The 18,910-nt window shown below is 72.9% G+C and carries 16 protein-coding genes; 8 read left to right on the top strand and 8 right to left on the bottom strand.

Translation table 11 applies throughout. The features are described from left to right. Positions 1 to 7 precede the first annotated feature (7 nt). Positions 8 to 760: an HAD-IB family phosphatase gene (locus WME97_RS15490; RefSeq protein ID WP_437552682.1), complete on the top strand. Its 753-nt coding sequence runs from the start codon at positions 8 to 10 to the stop codon at positions 758 to 760. Positions 761 to 846: 86 nt separating this feature from the next. Here the strand turns inward: WME97_RS15490 and WME97_RS15495 are convergent, their stop codons facing one another. Further along, positions 847 to 1,323 (bottom strand): pyridoxamine 5'-phosphate oxidase family protein, encoded by a 477-nt coding sequence (locus WME97_RS15495; protein ID WP_437552683.1) that lies wholly within the window; start codon positions 1,321 to 1,323, stop codon positions 847 to 849. 382 nt (positions 1,324 to 1,705) lie between these two features. Between WME97_RS15495 and WME97_RS15500 the strand changes: the two genes are divergently transcribed. Further along, positions 1,706 to 2,638, top strand: a complete 933-nt coding sequence (locus WME97_RS15500) for a sensor histidine kinase (RefSeq protein ID WP_437552684.1) — start codon at positions 1,706 to 1,708, stop codon at positions 2,636 to 2,638. A gap of 16 nt (positions 2,639 to 2,654) precedes the next feature. Here WME97_RS15500 and hisH read toward each other — a convergent pair whose 3' ends face one another. Continuing rightward, a complete protein-coding gene (hisH, locus tag WME97_RS15505) occupies positions 2,655 to 3,332 on the bottom strand; it encodes an imidazole glycerol phosphate synthase subunit HisH (protein WP_437552685.1) in 678 nt (225 codons plus the stop codon). A 3-nt stretch (positions 3,333 to 3,335) separates the two neighbouring features. Next, positions 3,336 to 3,923, bottom strand: coding sequence for an imidazoleglycerol-phosphate dehydratase HisB (gene hisB, locus WME97_RS15510; protein ID WP_437552686.1), 588 nt, complete (start codon positions 3,921 to 3,923; stop codon positions 3,336 to 3,338). Between the two features lie 168 nt (positions 3,924 to 4,091). On the opposite strand from hisB, the gene WME97_RS15515 reads away from it, so the two are divergent. The 4 genes from WME97_RS15515 (at position 4,092) to WME97_RS15530 (ending at position 9,311) form a co-directional block, all read left to right on the top strand. Further along, the gene (locus tag WME97_RS15515; RefSeq protein WP_437552687.1) at positions 4,092 to 5,693 is read left to right on the top strand and encodes a protein kinase domain-containing protein; all 1,602 of its coding nucleotides are present in this window, start codon (positions 4,092 to 4,094) and stop codon (positions 5,691 to 5,693) included. After that, positions 5,690 to 6,805, top strand: coding sequence for a PEGA domain-containing protein (locus WME97_RS15520; RefSeq protein WP_437552688.1), 1,116 nt, complete (start codon positions 5,690 to 5,692; stop codon positions 6,803 to 6,805). Before WME97_RS15515 ends, WME97_RS15520 begins: the two co-directional genes overlap by 4 nt. Next, positions 6,802 to 7,710, top strand: a complete 909-nt coding sequence (locus WME97_RS15525; protein ID WP_437552689.1) for a hypothetical protein — start codon at positions 6,802 to 6,804, stop codon at positions 7,708 to 7,710. The genes WME97_RS15520 and WME97_RS15525 overlap by 4 nt, the downstream gene beginning before the upstream one ends. A 752-nt stretch (positions 7,711 to 8,462) precedes the next feature. After that, a complete protein-coding gene (locus WME97_RS15530; RefSeq protein WP_437552690.1) occupies positions 8,463 to 9,311 on the top strand; it encodes a hypothetical protein in 849 nt (282 codons plus the stop codon). Between the two features lie 67 nt (positions 9,312 to 9,378). Here WME97_RS15530 and WME97_RS15535 read toward each other — a convergent pair whose 3' ends face one another. The 4 genes from WME97_RS15535 to WME97_RS15550 form a co-directional block, all read right to left on the bottom strand. Further along, on the bottom strand, positions 9,379 to 9,921 hold the full coding sequence (locus WME97_RS15535) for a nucleotidyltransferase (RefSeq protein WP_437552691.1): 543 nt from the start codon (positions 9,919 to 9,921) through the stop codon (positions 9,379 to 9,381). A gap of 13 nt (positions 9,922 to 9,934) precedes the next feature. Then, entirely contained in the window at positions 9,935 to 10,201 is a 267-nt protein-coding gene (locus tag WME97_RS15540) for a hypothetical protein (protein WP_437552692.1), read from the bottom strand. A gap of 137 nt (positions 10,202 to 10,338) precedes the next feature. Continuing rightward, the gene (locus WME97_RS15545) at positions 10,339 to 12,435 is read right to left on the bottom strand and encodes a thrombospondin type 3 repeat-containing protein (protein WP_437552693.1); all 2,097 of its coding nucleotides are present in this window, start codon (positions 12,433 to 12,435) and stop codon (positions 10,339 to 10,341) included. A gap of 92 nt (positions 12,436 to 12,527) precedes the next feature. Beyond that, on the bottom strand, positions 12,528 to 14,291 hold the full coding sequence (locus tag WME97_RS15550) for an OmpA family protein (protein WP_437552694.1): 1,764 nt from the start codon (positions 14,289 to 14,291) through the stop codon (positions 12,528 to 12,530). 191 nt (positions 14,292 to 14,482) lie between these two features. Here WME97_RS15550 and WME97_RS15555 point away from each other — a divergent pair, with 191 nt between their 5' ends. Next, entirely contained in the window at positions 14,483 to 15,493 is a 1,011-nt protein-coding gene (locus WME97_RS15555; RefSeq protein ID WP_437552695.1) for a PEGA domain-containing protein, read from the top strand. Further along, on the top strand, positions 15,493 to 17,460 hold the full coding sequence (locus WME97_RS15560) for a hypothetical protein (protein WP_437552696.1): 1,968 nt from the start codon (positions 15,493 to 15,495) through the stop codon (positions 17,458 to 17,460). Before WME97_RS15555 ends, WME97_RS15560 begins: the two co-directional genes overlap by 1 nt. A gap of 148 nt (positions 17,461 to 17,608) precedes the next feature. Here WME97_RS15560 and WME97_RS15565 read toward each other — a convergent pair whose 3' ends face one another. Further along, on the bottom strand, positions 17,609 to 18,673 hold the full coding sequence (locus WME97_RS15565; RefSeq protein WP_437555709.1) for a hypothetical protein: 1,065 nt from the start codon (positions 18,671 to 18,673) through the stop codon (positions 17,609 to 17,611). Positions 18,674 to 18,910: the final 237 nt, after the last annotated feature.

Here is an 18,910-nt window from a genome sequence, read left to right on the forward strand (position 1 = left end):
CGATCCCGTGGCGAGGGCCGGTCAGCGCAGCACGGCGGTGGCGTCCGGCGTGGCGGCGTGCAAATCAGCGGTCGTGCTCATTCTTTGCGACTTCGACGGGACCATCACCCGCGACGACCTGACGAACCGGGTCTGGGACGCCCACCTTCGCTATGACTGGCGGCAGGTGCTGCTCGCGCCTGCCGCCTCCGGCGAGCTCACGCCGTTCGAGCTCCTCCGCCGCGGCTACGCCGACGTGGATCGCCCGGCCGCCGAGCTCCTGGCCGAGCTGCGCCCGCACGCCGGGCTGCGGTCGGGCTTCGAGGATCTCCTGGCCCTATGCGCCCGCCGGTCGTGGGTGTTCCACGTGATCAGCCACGGCTTGCCGTTCTACATCCGCGAGTTCCTGCCGCCGGGCACCGCGTTCTCTTGCTTCGATGCCGTCTTCGACGGGCGCTGGCGCGTGACCGTGCCGGAGACGGTGCCGCTCGGTCCCGGCGAGGACTTCAAGATCCGCGTGCTCGACCAGCTGAAGGCGGCCACCGGCGAGACCTCCACGGTCTACATCGGCGACGGCCGGCTCGATTACCCCGCGGCGCGGTGCTGCGATCGCGTGTTCGCGGTGCGGGACAGCGCCCTCGACGCGCTCTGCTCCCGCGACGGGACACCGTGCACACCCTTTGACAGCTTTGCCGAGATCTGCGCGGCGCTCGAGGGCGGCGGCACCCCTGACGGGGAGCGCGCGCAGCGCGCGGCCGACGCTACGCCGGCACCTGGCTGATCCATCCGAGGTTCATCCAGCCCAGGGACCCTCTCGCTTCGGGGTACGCCCGCTCGATCGCCGCCGCAGGCGCGGCGCGGCGCGGCTCAGATGTGCTTCGGCGGGTTCAGCTTGTCTTCCGCCGACCTCCGCTGGACGAGCGCCTTGGCCTTCTCGTAGAGGACCCGCAGCCGCCCGCCCTCGGGCTCCCAGTACTCGGCGCGCTCGACATAGAGCTTCAGGAGGGCGGCGTGAGGGTGGGTGGGGCCGGCCGGCAGCCACGCCTTCCACGAGGGCTTCCAGAGGCGCCGGATCTTCTCCTCGTTCCTCTCGATCGTCGCGCGCGCCGAGATCGAGACGTACGCCCGATCCCGCGGCCTGTAGCAGCAGACCGCCACCTGGTGCTCGCGGGCGATCTCGCCTGTCTTCGCCGCCTCGTCCTCCGTCACGAACCAGAGATCGCAGTCCATCAGCTCGGCCGGCTCCTGGATCTCCATCGGCCGCCCCCGCATCAGCCCCTCCGGGGTCATCGTGACGAGCATGGCGGTGTCGAACTCCCTGAGGAGCGCGTGCAGCTCGCTCATGGATCCGCGGACCTGGACCCGGGCGTCCGGCTCCACACTCCGGTGTTGCTCTCCACTCTGGTGTTGCATGCGGACAAAGCTGCTCCGCGGACCCTGGCCCGCAAGCAGGGGTGCGCCCTGACCCGTGTACTGCAGCAGCCTGGCGGCGCTCCGGCGTGACCCGAGGCGCCGCGCGCTGCAAAACGGTCCAGGCGGCTCGGCTCACCATCGCTGGTTTTTTGCGCAGTGGACGGCGCGATGCGACGCCTCGACGCGCGTCCGCTCGGCAGATGGGGCGCTCTCCTGCTGCCAGAAGTGCCAATCTGCGGGCTCTCCTGGGCGGCACACTCCATGCGTTCGCGGGCGCGGGGGCACACCACAACTCCGCCCAGCAGGCTCTGCCATGACCGCGTTTTTGGACGACTTCGACCCTCGTATCCCCGCTGTCCCGATCCGGGGCGACACCGCCCGGATCCGGGAGGATTTCCTCGTGCTCGCCGCGCACGAGATCAGGACGCCCGTGACCTCGCTCCTCCTGCAGCTCCAGCTGACGAAGCGGATGAGCCAGCAGGAGCCGGAGAAGACCCCCGCGTGGGCGGCGGCGATGCTGATCGTCTTCGACCGTCAGCTCGGCCGTCTCGCCCGGCTCTGCGACGACATGTTCCAGGCGAGGCACGGCGGCCTGGCCCACGGCGCCCCGACCCGCGAGCCCGTCGACCTCGTCGGGCTCATCCGCGAGGTGGTCGCGACGGCGGTCGCGCACCGGCCGGCCGCGTGCGGCGCCATCTCGGTCGCGGCCGAGGGCCCGGTGATCGGCTGGTGGGACCGGTCCCAGCTCGAGCGCATGGCGTTCCACCTGATCAAGAACGCGCTCACCTTCGGCGAGGGCAAGCCGATCTCGATCGAGGTGCGCGGGACGCGCGCGCGGGCGCGGCTCATCGTGCGCGACCACGGCATGGGGATCGCGCGGGAGGACCACGAGCGGATCTTCGCGCGCTTCGAGCGGGCCGTCCCGGTGGAGCGCTTCGGCGGCCTGGGGCTCGGCCTGTACATCGCGCACGTCGCGGCGCGCGCGCACGGCGGCGCGATCCGGGTCGAGAGCGAGCTCGGCTGCGGCGCCGCGTTCATCGTCGATCTCCCGCTCGCTCCGCGGCGGCCGCAGCGGGTGAGGGCGGCGCGGCGCTCCTCGTCGATCTCCTCGCCGATCCCCCCCTCGCGCCCGGCGCGGCCGCGGCGCGGCCGCGGCGTGGCGCGCGCGCCCGAGCTTCCCCTGGGCGCGCACCTCAAGCTCGCGCAGGTCAAGCAGGTGCACCAGCGCCTGCTGCGCCCGCACTGACGCGCGGGCGGGCGGGTCAGCCGTCCAGGAAGCGGGCGAGCAGGCGCAGGCCGGCGGCCTGGCTCTTCTCGGGGTGGAACTGCGTCGCGGTGACGTTGTCCCGCTCGATCGCGGCGGTGACGCGGTGCGGGCCGTGCTCCGTCGTCGCCGCGACCAGCGCGGGATCGAGCGGGACGGCGTGGTAGCTGTGGACGAAGTAGACGAAGGGGCGCTCGCCCGCGAACACCGCGAGCGGGCCCTCTACCTCGCGCGCGAACGCGATGCGGTTCCAGCCCATGTGGGGGATCTTGATCCCGACCCAGGGCTCGCCGGGAGCCGCGTCCGCTTCGGCCGCGCTCGGCTGTGGGGTGAGGCGCTTGACGGTGCCGGCGAACACGCCGAGCCCGCGCGCGCCCTCCGCCTCCTCGCTCCCGTCGAAGAGCGCCTGCATGCCGAGGCAGATGCCGAGGTAGGGCGTCCCCTTCCGGATCTGCGCGCGCAGCGCCTCGCCGATGCCGCTCTGCAGCGCCGCGGCGCAGTCGCGGAAGGCGCCCTGGCCGGGCACCACCACCTTGTCGGCCCGGCTGATGATCTCCGGGTCGCCCGTGCGCGTCACCGCGCACGGCGCGCCGGCGTCCTCGGCGGCCTTCTGGAGCGCCCGCTCCACGGAGCGCAGGTTGCCCATCCCGAAATCGACGAGCGCGATGGCTTGCATGGCTCAGAGGCTCCCCTTGGTGGACGGGATGCCGGCGACGCGCGGCTCGATCCGGGTCGCCTTCATCAGCGCCTTGGCGAACGACTTGAAGCAGATCTCGACGATGTGGTGCAGGTTGTCCCCCTCGATGAGGCGGACGTGGAGGTTCGCGCCGACGCCGCGCGCGAAGCCCTCGAAGAACACCGGGGCGAGCTCGACGTCCCAGGTGCCGAGCTTCGCCTTGGGCAGCGGCACGCGCCAGACGAAGTACGGCCTGCCGGAGAGGTCCAGCGCGCACTGCGCGAGCGCCTCATCCATGGGGAGGGTCGCCTCGCCGTAGCGGGCGATGCCCGCCTTGTCGCCGAGCGCCTTCTGCACGGCCGTACCCAGGGTGATGCCGCAGTCCTCGGTCGTGTGGTGGCCGTCGATCTCGACGTCGCCCTCGGCGTGGATGGTGAGATCGAACAGGCCGTGGCGGGCGATCTGATCGAGCATGTGCGTGAGGAAGGGGAGCGGCGTCTTGATCTCCGACCGGCCCTGGCCGTCGAGATCGATCTCGATGCGGATGTCGGTCTCGCGCGTCTTGCGCTCGACACTGGCGATGCGGGGCATGGCGCGTAGGGTAGTCGCCCTCGGCCGCAAGGGAAGCGGCGTGATCCCGATCACGTGGCAGGTAGCGCGGCAATGGCCTTGGATGCGAGCGCCGGATCGCATAAGGTGGCCCCCTGGATAACGTGGCGGTGGTGGCGCCCTCGAGGCAGCCCCAGCGCGGGAGCGTCCGTGAGCTCACCGGTCACCGAAGGTCAAATTCTATCGGGGAAATACCGGGTCGAGCGCATCCTCGGGCAAGGGGGCATGGGCGTCGTCGTCGCCGCGCTGCACGAGAAGCTCCACCAGCGGGTCGCCATCAAGCTGCTCCATCCCGGCGCCAACGACGAGATGGTGGAGCGCTTCGTGCGCGAGGCGCGCGCGGCGGTGCGCCTGAAGAGCGAGCACGTCGCGCGCGTGCTCGACGTCGGGACGCTCGAGACGGGCGCGCCGTTCATGGTGATGGAGTACCTGGAGGGGAGCGACCTCCAGGAGACGCTGCGGCAGCGCGGCCCGCTCGATCTGGAGGAGGCCGTGGGCTACGTGCTCGAGGCCTGTGAGGCCATCGCCGAGGCGCACGCGGCCGGCATCATCCACCGCGATCTCAAGCCGGCGAACCTCTTCCTCACGCGCGCGGCGGACGGCACCGGCATGGTGAAGGTGCTCGACTTCGGCATCTCGAAGGCGCTCGCGGACCCGTCGACGGCCGGGGCCGAGCCGGAGCTCGGGCTGACGAAGACGGCGATGGTGCTCGGCTCGCCGCTCTACATGGCGCCCGAGCAGATGCGCTCGGCGCGCTCGGTCGACGCGCGCGCGGACATCTGGTCGCTCGGCGCCATCCTCTACCAGCTGCTCACGGCGCGTGTCCCCTTCGACGCGAGCTCGCTGTCCGAGCTCATCCTGATGATCAACACCGAGTCGCCGCCCCCCCCGACCACGTTCCGGCGCGACCTGCCACCGGGCCTCGAGGCGGCGATCCTGCGCTGCCTCGAGAGGGACGTCGCGAAGCGCTTCAAGTCGGTCGCCGAGCTCGCGGGCGCCATCGTCGATTTCGGGCCTCCGCTCGCGCTGGCCTCGCTGGAGCGGATCGAGCGGACGCTGGGGCTCGTCCCCGCGGTCTCCTTCCGGGACCGGGCGAGCTCCGTGCGCGAGCGCATGAGCACGCCGCCCGCCTGGCAGACGTCGCAGGAGCGCGTGAGCGGCGTCCCCGCGGCGACCGCGCGGCACAGCGCGGCGCCGCCCGCCGGCGCGACGGCGGGCGGCGCGGTCGGCGCGGTCGGCCACACCGCTGGCGCGGCGGGCACCGCGCCCGGCTGGACGGCCGGGGGCGCCGCGCCCGGGCCGCGCTCGCGGAGCGGCGTCGTGCTCGCGCTGGCCGTGGTGGGCGCCGCCGTGGTGATCGGCGGGATCCTGCGCTTCGTCACGTTCCATGGCGGCGCGGACGCTCCTCCCGCCGACCCGTCGGCCGTGGCGGCGACCGCCTCCGCCGAGCCCTCGGCGCCCGCGACGCCGGCCCCGCCCCCGCCGGTCGCGCCTCCGGAGGTGACCGCGGAGCTGCAGCCGCCGGCGACCGCGGCGCCGTCAGCGACGGTGTCCCCGGTGTCGACCGCGGCGCCGCTGTCGACCGCCGGGCCGAAGGCGCCGGCGAGCGCGACGCCGGTCGCCACGAGTCCTCGGCCGAAGCCCACCGCCGCGCCCTCGGCCCCACCGGCCGCGACAGCCGCGCCGACCGCGACCGCCGCGCAGCCGGGGAGCATCTTCGATGTGCTGAACGACAAAGGTAAGCCCAGATGAGTTGGCCAGGAAGCGAACGGCTCCCGCTGTGGAGCAGCAGGAGCCTGCGCGCTGGCGCCGCGGTCGCGCTCGGCGGCGCCGTGCTGACGGCCCTCGCGCCCGCGGGGGCGCAGCCGGCGCCTGCGGGGGCGCAGCCGGCGCCTGCGGGGGCGCAGCCGGCGCCTGCGGGGGCGCAGCTGGCGCCTGCCGCGGGCGCGCCTGCCGTCCAGGGGCCGCTGTCCGCGACGCTCACCGGCGAGGCCAAGGCCGAGTACGAGGCGGCGCGGATCCTCTTCAACGACGGCGACTACCGCAACGCCATCATCAAGTTCGAGCGTTCCTTCGAGCTCTCCGGCGACCCGCGGCTGCTCTGGAACATCGCCCTCTGCCAGAAGAACCTGAAGCGCTACGCGCGCCTCCTCGGGACGGTCGAGAAGCTCCTCAGGGACGCCGGCCCCCAGCTCGGGGAGCAGGATCGCAAGGACGCCGCTGCGCTCATCGAGGCGACGAAGGCCTACGTGAGCCGGCTCGATCTGAAGGCCAGCGAGGCGGGGGCCACGGTCTTCGTCGACGGCGAGGAGGTCGGCCAGACGCCGCTGAGCGAGCCCGTGCTGCTCGACGTCGGCACCCGGAAGATCCGGGTGACCAAGAAGGGCTTCAAGGACGTCGAGGTCTCCCAGCAGGTGACGGGCGGCGGCGAGGTCACGGTCACGGCCACGCTGGAGAAAGAGGTTCATCAAGGGCGACTCATCGTCGCGGCGGCGCCGGACGCCGTCATCTCCATCGATGGTCGCGTGGTCGGCCGCGGCGGCTACGACGGTCCTGTGCCGAGCGGCGGTCACGCGCTCCGCGTCACGGCGTCCGGCATGGTGACGCACCAGTCCGAGGTGATGATCCAGGACAACCAGACGCGCCGCGTGCAGGTCACGCTGGTCCCGCAGCCCAAGCAAGGGAACGTCGAGACCTGGCTCTGGATCGGCGGCGGTGTGCTGGTGCTCGCGGGCGCGGTCCTGGTCGCCACGGGGGTCTTCGGCCCGGAGCCGCCGGTGGACGGCCGCACGTCGCCTGGCTCGGTCTCCCTGTCCCGGCAGGGCGGCGCCAAGTTCACGATCCCCTTCGGGGGTGGCCGATGAGCGCCGTCGCCCGGGCGGCGCTCGCCGCGCTCGTCGCTGTCGCGGCCTGCGGGTGCTCTCCGCCGGACGAGATCATGCTCGCCGTCTCGACGGATCTCGAGATGCCCAAGGACTTCGGCGCCCTCCAGGTGCAGGTGTTCGAGGGAGGCACCCCCAAGTTCTCGGCGACCTACGAGCGGCTCGGCGAGTCCGACGCCGCCGCGCGCTTGCCGGCGACGATAGGCTTCTACTCCTCGAGCGGCGGGGGCGACTCGATCCGGATCAAGGTCAGCGCCCTCCTCGGGGACGAGCTCGGCGCGCCGCGCGTCCTGCGCGAGGCGGTCACGAGGATCCCGAAGAACCGCGTCGCGCTGCTGACGCTGCCGCTCAACTTCCTCTGCGACGACTCGGGCGAGAGCGACGGGAGCGGCGGCGTTGTGAACAAGCACTGCTTGGAAGGGCAGACCTGCGTCGCGGGGGCGTGTGCGTCGAGCGAGGTCGATGCGGGCGCGCTCCCCGACTACGCGCCCGCGAACGTCTATGGCGGCGGTGACGGCGACGGCGACGGCGATTGCTTCGACGTGACGGCCTGCTTCCAGGGCACGACGCCTGCGGAGGTCGACGCGGCGTGCTCGATCGCGGGCGAGGGCGGGGTGCCGCTGAACGTGGCGCTGGAGACCGCCGCGGGCGACGGGATCTGCGATGATGCCGAACGTTGCCTTGTGGCGCTCGACGCCGGCAGCGCCGATGGCTTCCGTGTGGCGGACGACGGGCGGATCCAGCTGCCGACCGCCGTCTGTGATCAGGTGGCCGCCGGCAGGATTGCGGCCGTCGTGACGTCGCCGGTGACGGCCGCGTGCGTCCAGAAGACCGTGGGCCTGCCGACGTGCGGGCCGTGGTCGGCGTCGGGCTCCGCGAAGCCGTGAAGTCGCCAAAAGACGCCAAAAAAACGCCAGAAGACGCCAAGAAAAAACACAAAAATTCTGGCGTTTCTTGGCGTCTTTTGGCGACCTCACGGTTCAAAAGCCCCTACCCTTGGCCGAAGTACCCCTCCACCCACTCGAACGCTCGCCGTCCGGCGTTCCGGCAGGTCGAGATCTGGGAAAGCGGTCGATATCGATGTGCCGTCGAGAGCGTGACCTGACAGGACCGCTTGTCGTCTGGCGTTCCGACAGGTTGCGATGTGGGAAAGCGGTCGATAGCGACATGCCGTCAAGGACGTGACCTGGGCTGACACTCGTCGTCCGGCGTTCCGGCAGATCGCGATCTGGGAGGACGCTCGAACTCGGGTGTCCCGTCGAGAACGTGACCTGAGCTGACGCACGTCGTCAGGCGCTCGCCCAGATCGCGATCTGCCCGAGCGCCGGAGCTCGACGTGCCAGCAAGATCGCGATCTTCCCAGGACCTTGCTGCGAACGGGGTGCCCAGGTCCACACCCGGGCTTCCCTTCAAAATTACGCTGCGCGCCAGATCGGGGCCGCCTTCCTCCGGCTCCTGTGAGCCTCGGCCCATGACGGGCGCCGGTGAGGGCTGTCACATCGCGTCGGTCACCCCGAGGCGCGGCCTGGGGCTGCGCTGCGCGCTCCGCGGTTGCTCCTGTAATCGGGTGTCATCGACAGGACACGAGACCGGCGCTTCCCTGGCACGACGCGCTGTCCCCCACGTGGAGGTCTGTCCCATGTTGAAACACCTGATGATTGAAGAGATGGTCGCCCTCGTCGCTCCGTGGATCGAGGATGCCCAGCGGAAGCGGCTGTTCCTGTCGATCCCGGAGATCGCCGGCCTGCACGACAAGGTGGCCGAGGTCCACGGCGCCGTGCTGGCGGTTCGCCCGAGCAGGACGGGCGTGTCGGCCGGGATGACGGCCTTGAGCGACGAGCTCTCGAAGGTCGACGAGCGCCACGATCATCTGGCCAAGGCGGTCTCGTACGGCATCGACGCGCACCGCGAGCACTGTCTGGCGGAGGAGCCGCCGGACGTCGGGGGGGCGGAGGCGTGTGATCAGGCCCAGGCCAGGCTGTTTCCGACCGGGCTCGCCATCATCAAGGCGTCGCCCACCGCGGAGTCGGGCAACACGGCGCGGATAGCCCGGCTCCTCGACGAGGAGCCCTCGACCGCCGCGTTCCTCAAGGCGATCCCGGCGCCGGGCAAGACGACGCTGCTCCACACCGTGCAGCGGTGGATCGCGGCGGGCAAGGAGCTCTCGACGATCGAGCACCGGCGGGACGCGCTCGCAGCCAAGGAGAAGACCGCGCCGGTCGTGAACGCGACGATCCTGGCGGCGCGCAATCAATGGCTCCGCGTGGTCGCCGCGGTGCTCTCCAACCTGGAGATCTCCAGCGCTCCGGCGGAAGCCATCGAGACGATCCGCGGTCCCGTCCTGAAGGCGTCCGAGCGAGCCGGCAGGCGCTACGCCAGCGGCAAGGCCGGGGGCGCCGGCGCCGAGGGGCCTCGCCAGCCGGCGGCAGCGGGGGAGGGGGGCGCCGCCGCCGGGGGCGCGCTCGGCGTCAGCCCGCCTGTGGAGTGACGCGGCCGGGCGGCGCATATCGCATGCGGAGGCCGCGCGCCGGGATCGAGCGCGGGCCGGCCTGCGGTCACTTCGCGCGAGCGCGCGTCACGCGTGGTCGACGGATCAGGCGCTCGAAACGACGGATCAGCTGGTCGTCGCCGAGCGCGACCTCGAGCTCGCCGAGCAGCTCGCGGACGCGTTCGAGGTCGAGGCGAGGCTGCTCGAGCAGCACCCCGCGCACGTCCTCCATGTCCTTGGGTCGGCCCGCCAGGACCTTGGTGACTATCAGGTCTTCCGGGCTGATCATCGGCACACGCACGCCCCCGACGTCGACGAGCCTCCGGCGCGCGAGGAACTCGAGGTGCAGGCTGGAGCCCGCGAGCACGACGTCGACGGGCATGGCGGTCGAGCGATGCACCAGCGGCAGCAGTCGAGCGTCGCGCAGGAAGTCCTCGCCGAGGGCGACCCGGAGGTCGAACCCGGCACGCGAGAGCTCGTCGACGAGCGTGAGCGTGCCCAGCTGCTCGATGGCAACGGTGACGTCGACGTCCGCGGTCATGCGGGGTCTCCCGTAGGCCACGGCTGCCTGGGCGCCGAAGACGTACCAGTCAAGGCGCCGCCTGCGCATCGCCGCGGCGAAGTCAGCGAGCAGCGCGACGGCGGCGGGGCGGGAGGCGATCGAGCGCTTCGAGGACGCGGAGGTGCGTGGCGAGGTCTTCTTCGCGCTCTCCGTCGCTCGGCCACGCTGGCCTTTGCGCGAGGACTTGCTTGCGGAGCTCATCGGCGATCCGGACTCCAGCGGCGGGGCCGTGCTGCTTCTTCCAGTCGCGCCAGTAGAGCTCCTTGTCGCGCTGGGCTGCCGCCCAGTCCTGGCGAGCGAACCGGCGAAGCTCGTCAGGGTCTCGCACCGCGCTCACCGTACCACGGCAGGCAGCGCGCGCGGTACCCACGGGGCCGGCAACGAGGGCCGCAGGTACGCGTGGATCGGCGCATCGCGCGGTGTGCGCTGGCGCCGATCACGTGACGGACGGCCCGTCGGCGCGCGTCACCCGCGCCGCCGCCGCCACCGCGCGAGGAGCGCCGCGGCGGCGAGCCACGCCGCTGCCGAGCCCGCCGCCCCGTCGGCGCCCGCCGCGAGCCCGCAGCCGTTGCCGTGCGCCCGGGGGTCGCCGCGCAGCGGCCTGGGGGTGGCGCCCTCGCCGCCAGAGCCGTCCTCGCCGCCGTGGCCTCCGCCGCCGCCCGCACCGACGTCGCCGCCGCCCGAGCCCGCGTCGCCGCCGCCCGAGCCCGCGTCGCCGCCGCCCGCACCGCCTTCGCCGCCCGCGCCGCCGCCTCCGCTGCCGGCGTCATCGGGCACGCAGCCGCCGGCCACGCAGGTGCCGCCGGGGCAGCGGGCGCCCTCGTTGGGGAAGAGCGCGCACTCGCCGTGCCTCGGGTGGCACTGCGCGGAGGTGCAGACGTCCCCGGAGGGCGCGCACACGACCGGATCGGCGCCCTTGCAGACGCCGCCGTCGCAGGCGTCGGTCCGAGTGCAGGGGTCGCCGTCGTCGCAGGGCGCGCCGTCGGGCTTCGCCGGCGCGCTGCAGTCGCACGCGTCGCCGACGTGGTCGCCGTTCGCGTCCTCCTGCCCTTCGTTCGAGAGGAACGGGCAGTTGTCGTCGGCGTCGGGCGCGCCGTCGCCGTCGTCGTCGTCGTCGCACCGGTCGCCGTAGCCGTCGTCGTCGCCGTCGCTCTGGCTCGGGTTCGCCGTGAGCGGGCAGTTGTCGCCGTCGTCGGGCGCGCCGTCGCCGTCGTCGTCGCCGTCGCACGCGTCGCCCTGGCCGTCGCGGTCGAGATCGGACTGGTCGGGGTTCGGGATGGAGAGGCAGTTGTCCACGCCGTCCTCCACGCCGTCGTCGTCCCTGTCCAGCGCGTTCAGATCGCACGCGTCGCCCCGGCCGTCCGTATCGGCGTCGGCCTGATCGGGGTTGGGGACGAGCGGGCAGTTGTCGGCCGCGTCGCCCAGACCGTCGTTGTCGTCGTCGTCGTCGCACGCGTCGCCGCTCTCGTCCGGCGGCGACTCGTCCTTGTTGTTCTCCTGCCCCGCGTTGGGCGCCGACGGGCAGTTGTCCACATCATCGGGCACGCCGTCGCCGTCGTCGTCGGGATCGCAGGCGTCGCCCGCGCCGTCGCCCTCGAGGTCCGACTGATCGGGGTTCGGCGTGAGCGGGCAGCTGTCGTCGCCATCAGGCACGCCGTCGCCGTCGTCGTCGGAATCGCAGGCGTCGCCCGCGCCGTCGCTGTCGGCGTCGGCCTGAGCCGGGTTCGGCGCGGACGGGCAGTTGTCGTCGAGGTCCTTCACGCCGTCGTCGTCGCCGTCGTCGTCCACGTCCCAGTTGACGACGACGGCCCGCTCGGCCACCGACATCCCGGCGAGCGCCGGCGCCGGGAGCGCGTCGAGGTGGGCCGCACCCGCGTGGGAATCGGCCCGGCTCGCGCGCTGGCCGCCGAAGTGCATGACGACCCGCGTCTCTCCGGGCGGCAGGTTCAGGGTGAACTCGACGACGGGCCCCTGCGTCTCCGCGCAGTCGAAGGTGGCCATCCCGACGCTCCCCGGGGCGATCGCCGCGGAAGGCCCGTAGAAATTGAAGAAGAGGCTCGGATCCCCCGCCATGTCGTTGGCGTCGTCGGTGGCGAGCCATCGATCCGCCGGCGTGAACTCCAGATCGCCGGTGTGCGACTGCGTGATGGTGGTCGCGCGGTCGGATCCGACGTTCGTCTCGATCCGCACGACCGTGACCCGCTCTTGGGTGGTGGGGTTGTGGAAGATCTCCAGGAAGCGCGCCCAGCCCTCGTCGGTCGGCACGTACACCTTCCGGGTGACCTCGAGATCGCCGAGGAGCGCCGGCCCGTGGACGAACTGCCGCCCGTCCATCTCCTCCACCCGGGCCGAGGCAGGAAAGGCGACCCCGTCCACCCGAAGCAGCATGCCGCTGTCGAAGGCGTCATCGGTCCCGTCGCTGATCACCCCCTCCGTCCCGACGTCCCACCGGAAGCTGAGACCATCGACGAGCGCCTGAACGGGCCCCGTGACGGTGCACTGCGCCGCCGCGCTCCGCGGCGCCGCCGCCAGGGCCAGCGTGGCGCCGACTGCTGTGGCCATGAGGGTTCGCTTCATCATCATCACTCTCTCGCTCCCCGGGCCGCGCCTGACGGCTTGACCGCGCTCGTCAGCGCTCGGACGTCGCCCGCCGGCTATCTCTTCTCCAGGACGAGGAGCTGCACGCGCCGGTTCTTCTCCCGCCCGGCCGCGCTCCTGTCGTCCGAGATCGGCTGGCTCGCCCCGTATCCCTTCGCGACCAGCCGCTCGGCCGCGATGCCCTTCCCGACGAGCCACCGGCGCACGGACTCCGCGCGAGCGGTCGAGAGCGTCTCGTTGAACCTGGCGTTGCCGGCGCCGTCCGTGTGCGCGGAGACCTCGATCTTCACCCACTCCGGGTGCTGCTCGATGACGTCGCGCACCTCGGCGAGCACCGCCTCGCTCTTCGGATCGATCGGCGCCGGGTCATTCTTCAGCACGCGGAACACGACGGGCTCCAGCAGCACGATCTGCTCGCCCTGCACCCGCACCCGCGTCGGGCAGCCGCTCGAGCGCGCGTCGCCGCTCGCCGGGCCCTTCTCGCGCGGGCACGCGTCGGCGTCGTCGGGCAGGCCGTCGCCGTCCTGGTCCGTGGGCTGGCGAGGAGCAGGGGGGCAGCCAGGGCGCGTCGCGCTGCCCGCTGCGTCGCCGTTCTCCGTCGGGCACGCGTCGAGCGCGTCGGGCAATCCGTCGCCGTCCTGGTCCGCGGGGCAGCCGCGCCGCGACGGGTCGCCGCCCCGGGAGCCGGCGGCCGCGTGGGGGCAGAGGTCGTCCGGATCGGCGACGCCGTCCTCGTCCTCGTCCTCGACGGGGCAGCCGTTCCTCTTCGCGTCGGCGCTGGCCGGGCCGTGCGCGTACGGGCACGCGTCCCGCGCGCCGGGGATGCCGTCCATGTCGGGATCCGCGTTCGCGCCGGCGTCCGCCGCCGCGCTGGCGGGCGGCGGCGCCGGGGGAGCCCACGCCACCGTGCCCATCGCGCGGAACGACGGCGTGCCGATCGCGTCGCCGATGCCCGGCCCGGCGGCCGCCCCGACGACGAGGCCAGCGAGGGGGCGGAACGGGCGGAACCGCGCGCCGAGCAGGAGCTCGGCGCTCGTCGTCCTCTCCACCTCGACCCGCTCGCGCGCGGTGAGCGACAGGGAGCCGCCCTGGAGCATCGTCTCGGCGTACACCTCCGGGCCGAGCTGCAGCCGCTCGTCCCAGAGGAGCACGCCCGCGCCGCCGCCATAAGCGAGCGTCGAGGGGCTCTCGGAGCTCCGCATCACCGCGCCGGCCGCGACGCTCCACACGACGCGCGCGATGCGCCCGCCGAGCAGGAGCTGCGGCGTGACGCGGACCGCGCCCTCGCCGACGTACGCGTCCGAGCTGCCCGTGGGCAGGTGCAGCGACGCGCTCGTGCCGATCTGGAAGGGGTCGCCCTCGTCGCCGAGCAGCCGGACGCGCACGCCGAGGCGCAGATCGCCGAGCGCCGGGGAAGAGGGCGCCTCGGGCGCGCCTGCGCCGGCCGCCGCGGCGGCGCCGTCGCCGCTCTGGGCGAGCGCGAGCGGCAGCGAGGCCGAGACGAGCAGCCGATCCCACAGCGAGAGGGAGCCGCCGACGTGGAGGAGCGACTGGCTGCCGACGATCGCCCGCTCGGGCGAGGCGCCGCCTCCGAGCGTGAGCGGATCCTCCGCGTGGTCGAACAGGGCGAGCCCGCGCGGGACCAGGTGCCCTCCGATGAACGGCGACGGCACACCGAAGAGCGGATCACCCGCGGGTGTCGGCTCGAACCGGCTGAGCGCGACGGCGCCAGGCCCCTCCGCGCGCGCGGAGGACGGGCCGAGGGCGATGCCGAGGAGCGCGCCTGCGAGCGCCGCGCCCACCGTGATGAGGCCTCTCATGGGCGCCGGATGGTATCCCCGCAAGCGCAAGCGGAGCAAAGGCGATTTGTCCGAGACGTTTCCAACAGTTGCTTGCGCGGCGTGTGCATCGGGTACCATCGCGGTAATCCGAGGTGGAGCGTCGGAGAGTCGGAGAGTCGGAGAGTCGGAGCACGGCCATCGCGGTGTGCCTCCGCTAGCAAGGAGCATCGATGCGAGGGAAGCAGCTGGGCCATTGGGGGCGCGCCATCGCGGCCGCGCTCGGCGTGGGGCTCGCGGCGGGGGTTGCCGCGGCCCAGCCGGCGCGCTCCGCGCCCGCAGGGACGCCGCCCGCCGCGACGCCGCCCGCGGAGACCCCGCTCGCGGAGTCGCTGACCGGGATGGCCAGGGCCGAGCACGGGGCGGGCGCGGCGCTGTTCGACGACGGCGACTACGCGGGCGCGCTCGCGCGGTACGAGCGCGCCTACGAGCTGTCGCGCGATCACCGGCTGCTCTGGAAGGTCGCGCTCTGCCAGAAGAACCTGCGGCGCTACGCGAAGATGATCGCGACGCTGCGCCGGATGGAGGCCGAGGCAGGCGCCGCGCTGTCGGCCCGCGACAAGCAGGACATCGCCGACCTGATCAAGGCGGCCGGGGCGTTCGTGTCCTTCCTCGAGATCACGTCGAGCGAGCCGGGGGCCGCGGTGTTCGTGGACGACGAGCCGGTCGGGACGACGCCGCTCGCGGCGCCGGTGCCGATCGACATCGGCGAGCGCCGCATCCGCGTGTCGAAGCCGGGCTTCGTCGATTTCGTCCGGCAGGAGAAGGTCGTGGGCGGCGGCAGCGTCGCGCTGGTGGCGCGGCTCGACCGGGCGGTGCACCGGGGGCGGCTCGCCATCGCGGCGGGGCAGGACGATCTCATCGCGATCGACGGCAAGGTGGTGGGCAAGGGCCGATGGGAGGGCTCGGTGCAGAGCGGGACCCACGCGCTGCGGGTGACGGCGCCGGGGATGACGCCGCACGAGGCGCAGATCCTGGTCCGGGACGACGAGCGCCGCCGGATCGACGTGTCGCTGGAGCGCGCCGCGCAGCGGGGCGGCGCGAGCAAGTGGCTCTGGATCGGCGGCGGCGCGGCGATCTTCGCGGGCGCGCTCGTCGCGGGCTCGCTGCTCTTCGAGCCGGGGACGCCGGCGGAGCAGGGCAGCCTTGGCACGGTCCCGCTCGGCTTCGGAGGGAGACGTTGATGCGGATGAAACGGACGAAGCGGACGGGGCCGATGTCGGCGGTGGTGTTGCTCTCGCTCGCGGCGGTGGTGGGGGGTTCGGCCTGCGGCGGGGAGAAGGGGCAGCTCATGGTCGTCTTCCAGACGGACATGTCGCTGCCGAAGGACATCGACACGGTCCGGATCGAGGCGACGCTCGACGGGTCCGTCGTCTACGACGAGACGTTCGAGCGGCTCGGGAGCGAGGGGTCGATCCTCCTGCCCGCGACCCTGGGCTTCCTCACGCCCGACGACCCGTCGCAGGCGCTCCGGGTGCGCGTCATCGCGAGCCGCGGCGGGAAGGACGGGGTGCGCCTGCTCCGCGAGGTGCTGACGACGGTGCCCGAGGGGCGCACGGCGACGCTGCACATGCCCATCCAGTTCCTGTGCGACGGTTCGGCCGAGGTCGAGCGCGACGCCCAGGGCAACGCGCTGCGCGACGCGGAGGGCAACGTGCTCGTCAAGAACAGCTGCCCCGAGGGCCAGAGCTGCGTCGCGGGCTCGTGCGTGCCGCGCGAGGTCGACTCGCGCGCGCTGCCCGATTACGAGGCCGTGGCCGTGTTCGGCGGCGGGGCAGGCGACGGCGACGGGCTCTGCTTCGACACCCTGCGGTGCTTCGCCACCGCCGCGTCGGCGCCGGTCGATCTCGAGGCGTTCGCCGCGGACGGCACCGTCTGCCGGGCCGCCGCGCCGAGCGGCGACGTGAACGTCGCGCTGCTCACCCAGGGCGGCGGGATCTGCGGCGAGAGCGCGTGTTTCGTGCCGCTCGACGCGGAGAGCGACGCGGGCTTCCGCGTCGAGGAGGGCAACGTGCTCCGGCTGCCGGTCGAGGTGTGCCGGCGGGCGCAGAGCGGCAAGCTCGCGGGGCTCGCGATAGCGGCGGCGGGCGAGGGGCAGTGCCGCAGGAAGGGCACGGATCTGCCGACGTGCGGCCCTTGGTCGGCGCTGCTGGGCGGCGAGTCCACGAGGCCTGACGCGTCGGCGCCCGTCCCCGTGGCGGTGGCGCAGGTCCACCCGGTGTCGCTGCAGGTGGCGGCGGGCGGCGTGACGTGGATCGCGGGCGCCACGTTCGACGGCGAGGGGATGGCCCAGCAAGACGGGGAGCTGAAGACGGCGCCCGTGGACGGCGGCGAGCCGCGGATCCTCGGCGCGACGCAGGCCTCGCCGCGGGATCTCGCGATCGACGAGGCGCGGCAGGTGGCCTTCTGGACGAACGCGGAGGACGGCACGCTGAGCGTGGTCCCGCTCGCGGGCGGCGATCCGCGCGTGCTGCTCGCCGATCTGGAGCAGCCCGAGGGGCTCGCGCTCTCGGGCGACGCGCTCGCGTGGACCGAGCTCTGGGGAGGCGGCGTGTTCCGGGCGCAGCTGAGCGGCAGCGGCGCGGAGGTCGCGCTCGGCGCGCCGGAGGAGCTGACGCCGCCCGGCACGGCGTTCTCGTCGCCCTACCGCGTGGCCAGCGCGGGGGACACCGTGTGCTGGACGTACCAGGGCACGCTGGGCAGGACCGACGGGGCGGTCGCGTGCCGCGTGGGAGAGGCCTCGGTGACGATCGCCGCGGAGCAGCTCACCCCGCGGGAGATCGCGCTCGACGTGGACGGGGAGGGGAACGCGGCGGCGGTCTACTGGGCGAGCTTCGAGGGCGGCAGCGTCTTCCGGGCGGATCTGAGCGGGGCGGAGATCGGCGCGCCCGAGGAGATCGCGTCGGATCAGGGCCAGCTGAACGGCCTCGCGGTGGACGAGGGGCACGTGTACTGGACGCGGCGCGACGCGGGGACGGTCGTGCGCATGCCGAAGGGCGGCGGGGAGCAGGAGGTGCTGGCCTCGGGGCAGGCGCGGCCGGGCGACATCGCTGTGGACGAGGCGACCGTCTACTGGATCAACGAGGGATCGCCGGACGGCAGCGACGGCGCGCCGGTGAGGGACGGGGCGGTGCTGAAGCGCGCGAAGTGACGGGGGCGACCTGAGCGCCTGGCCCGCGCTGGCCAGCGCACTGGTCGCCGGACCCCAGCTGTCCAGCGGGCTCGACCCTACCCTGCGGAGGCGAGCCCGCGCTGCGCCTGCTCCGCGCGTCCGGAGAGGTGACGGATCCGACCCGGTGTCATGGCCTCAGGTACTTGTCTATCGTGTCTCGCACCACGTGGCCGACCGGATCGAACCCGGAGGACTCGAAGAGGAAGTTCTGCCACACAGCGACGAACTCGCGGCCCGACGCGTGTTTGAGGATCGAGCCCTCCGAGTAGACGTTGCTGCCGCCGTTCACCGGCTTGAGCTGGGCGAGCCCCACCTTCGTGTGGGTCACCGTGAAGTTGAGGGGCGGCGAGGCGCGGTCGATGAAGACCTCCGGCACGGCGACCGCCTTGGCCAGGAGATCCCGCATCTCACCGCTGCTGATGCCGCCGACCAGCGTGCCGTCGTACATCAGCGTGTACATCCGCGCGAGGTGAATCGCGGTGGTCGCCTGGGCGACCTTCCCGTCGTTCACGGAATCGATGCGGAAGTAGGGGTACTTCGCAGTGTAGTCCCCCGCCAGCCAGATACCGCTGTTGGTGCCCGCGTCGAGGAACCCTCCCGACACGAGCGCGCCGTTCAGATAGCCGTAGCCGGATCCGTGCACGCACTGAGCGGCGCTGGCGTTGTCGCTGACGGCGATCATCTTCTCGAGGTGGCCCTCGAAGGCGCTCGAGAAGTTCACGGTGAAGCCCGGCCCCGGGGGGCTCACCGGGACCACGCCAAACGTGCTGGCGTACTGCGGCACCGCGTGGAGCTTGAGGACGCCCTTGAGCGCCGGTATCGATGAGACCCGCGTCAGGATCGCGGGATCGAGGTACAGCGCGGCGTCCTTGAGCAGAGCCGTCTTGGTCGTGCTCCCGCCGAGCTCCGCCGCGATGTCCCGCAGCGTGCGGCGGAGCTCGAAGGCCGAGTACATCGCCGCGACCTTGAGCAGGCTGGCCGAGAAATGTACCTCGTTGCCTTTGAAGTGTGCCATCGGGCGAGAGCCATCGGGCTCCAGCGAGACGATCGCCACGGCCGTCCGCCAGCTCGTGCCGGGCCCGGCCGCGACGGCGTCGTCGAGCGCCTTCTGGAGCTTGGCGTTCGGCCTCAGCGGGTCCGCATACGCGCTCGGGAAGGGTGGCGTCTTCAGCGCCAACACGCGCGCAGGCACGGTCGGCCTCGTCGAGCGATGCCACCGGCGTCGCGAGCGTGCCGTGCGCCGCGACGAGCGCGAGGTGCGTCGACTCGTCGAGCGTCCCGGTCGCGGAGAGGCCGATGTCCCATTGAAATGCGCGTACCGCGGCGTCAAGAGGATCGCTGTCAGGATAGCCGATGTTGTGCAATCGCTTTCTGGCCTGCTCCTCGATCGTGCCGATATCGTAGTTCACGTACAGCTCCAGGCGGAAGG

Origin of the sequence: Sorangium sp. So ce367 (genome assembly GCF_051520455.1) — a bacterium.
Classification (GTDB): Bacteria; Myxococcota_A; Polyangia; order Polyangiales; family Polyangiaceae; genus Sorangium; species Sorangium cellulosum_B.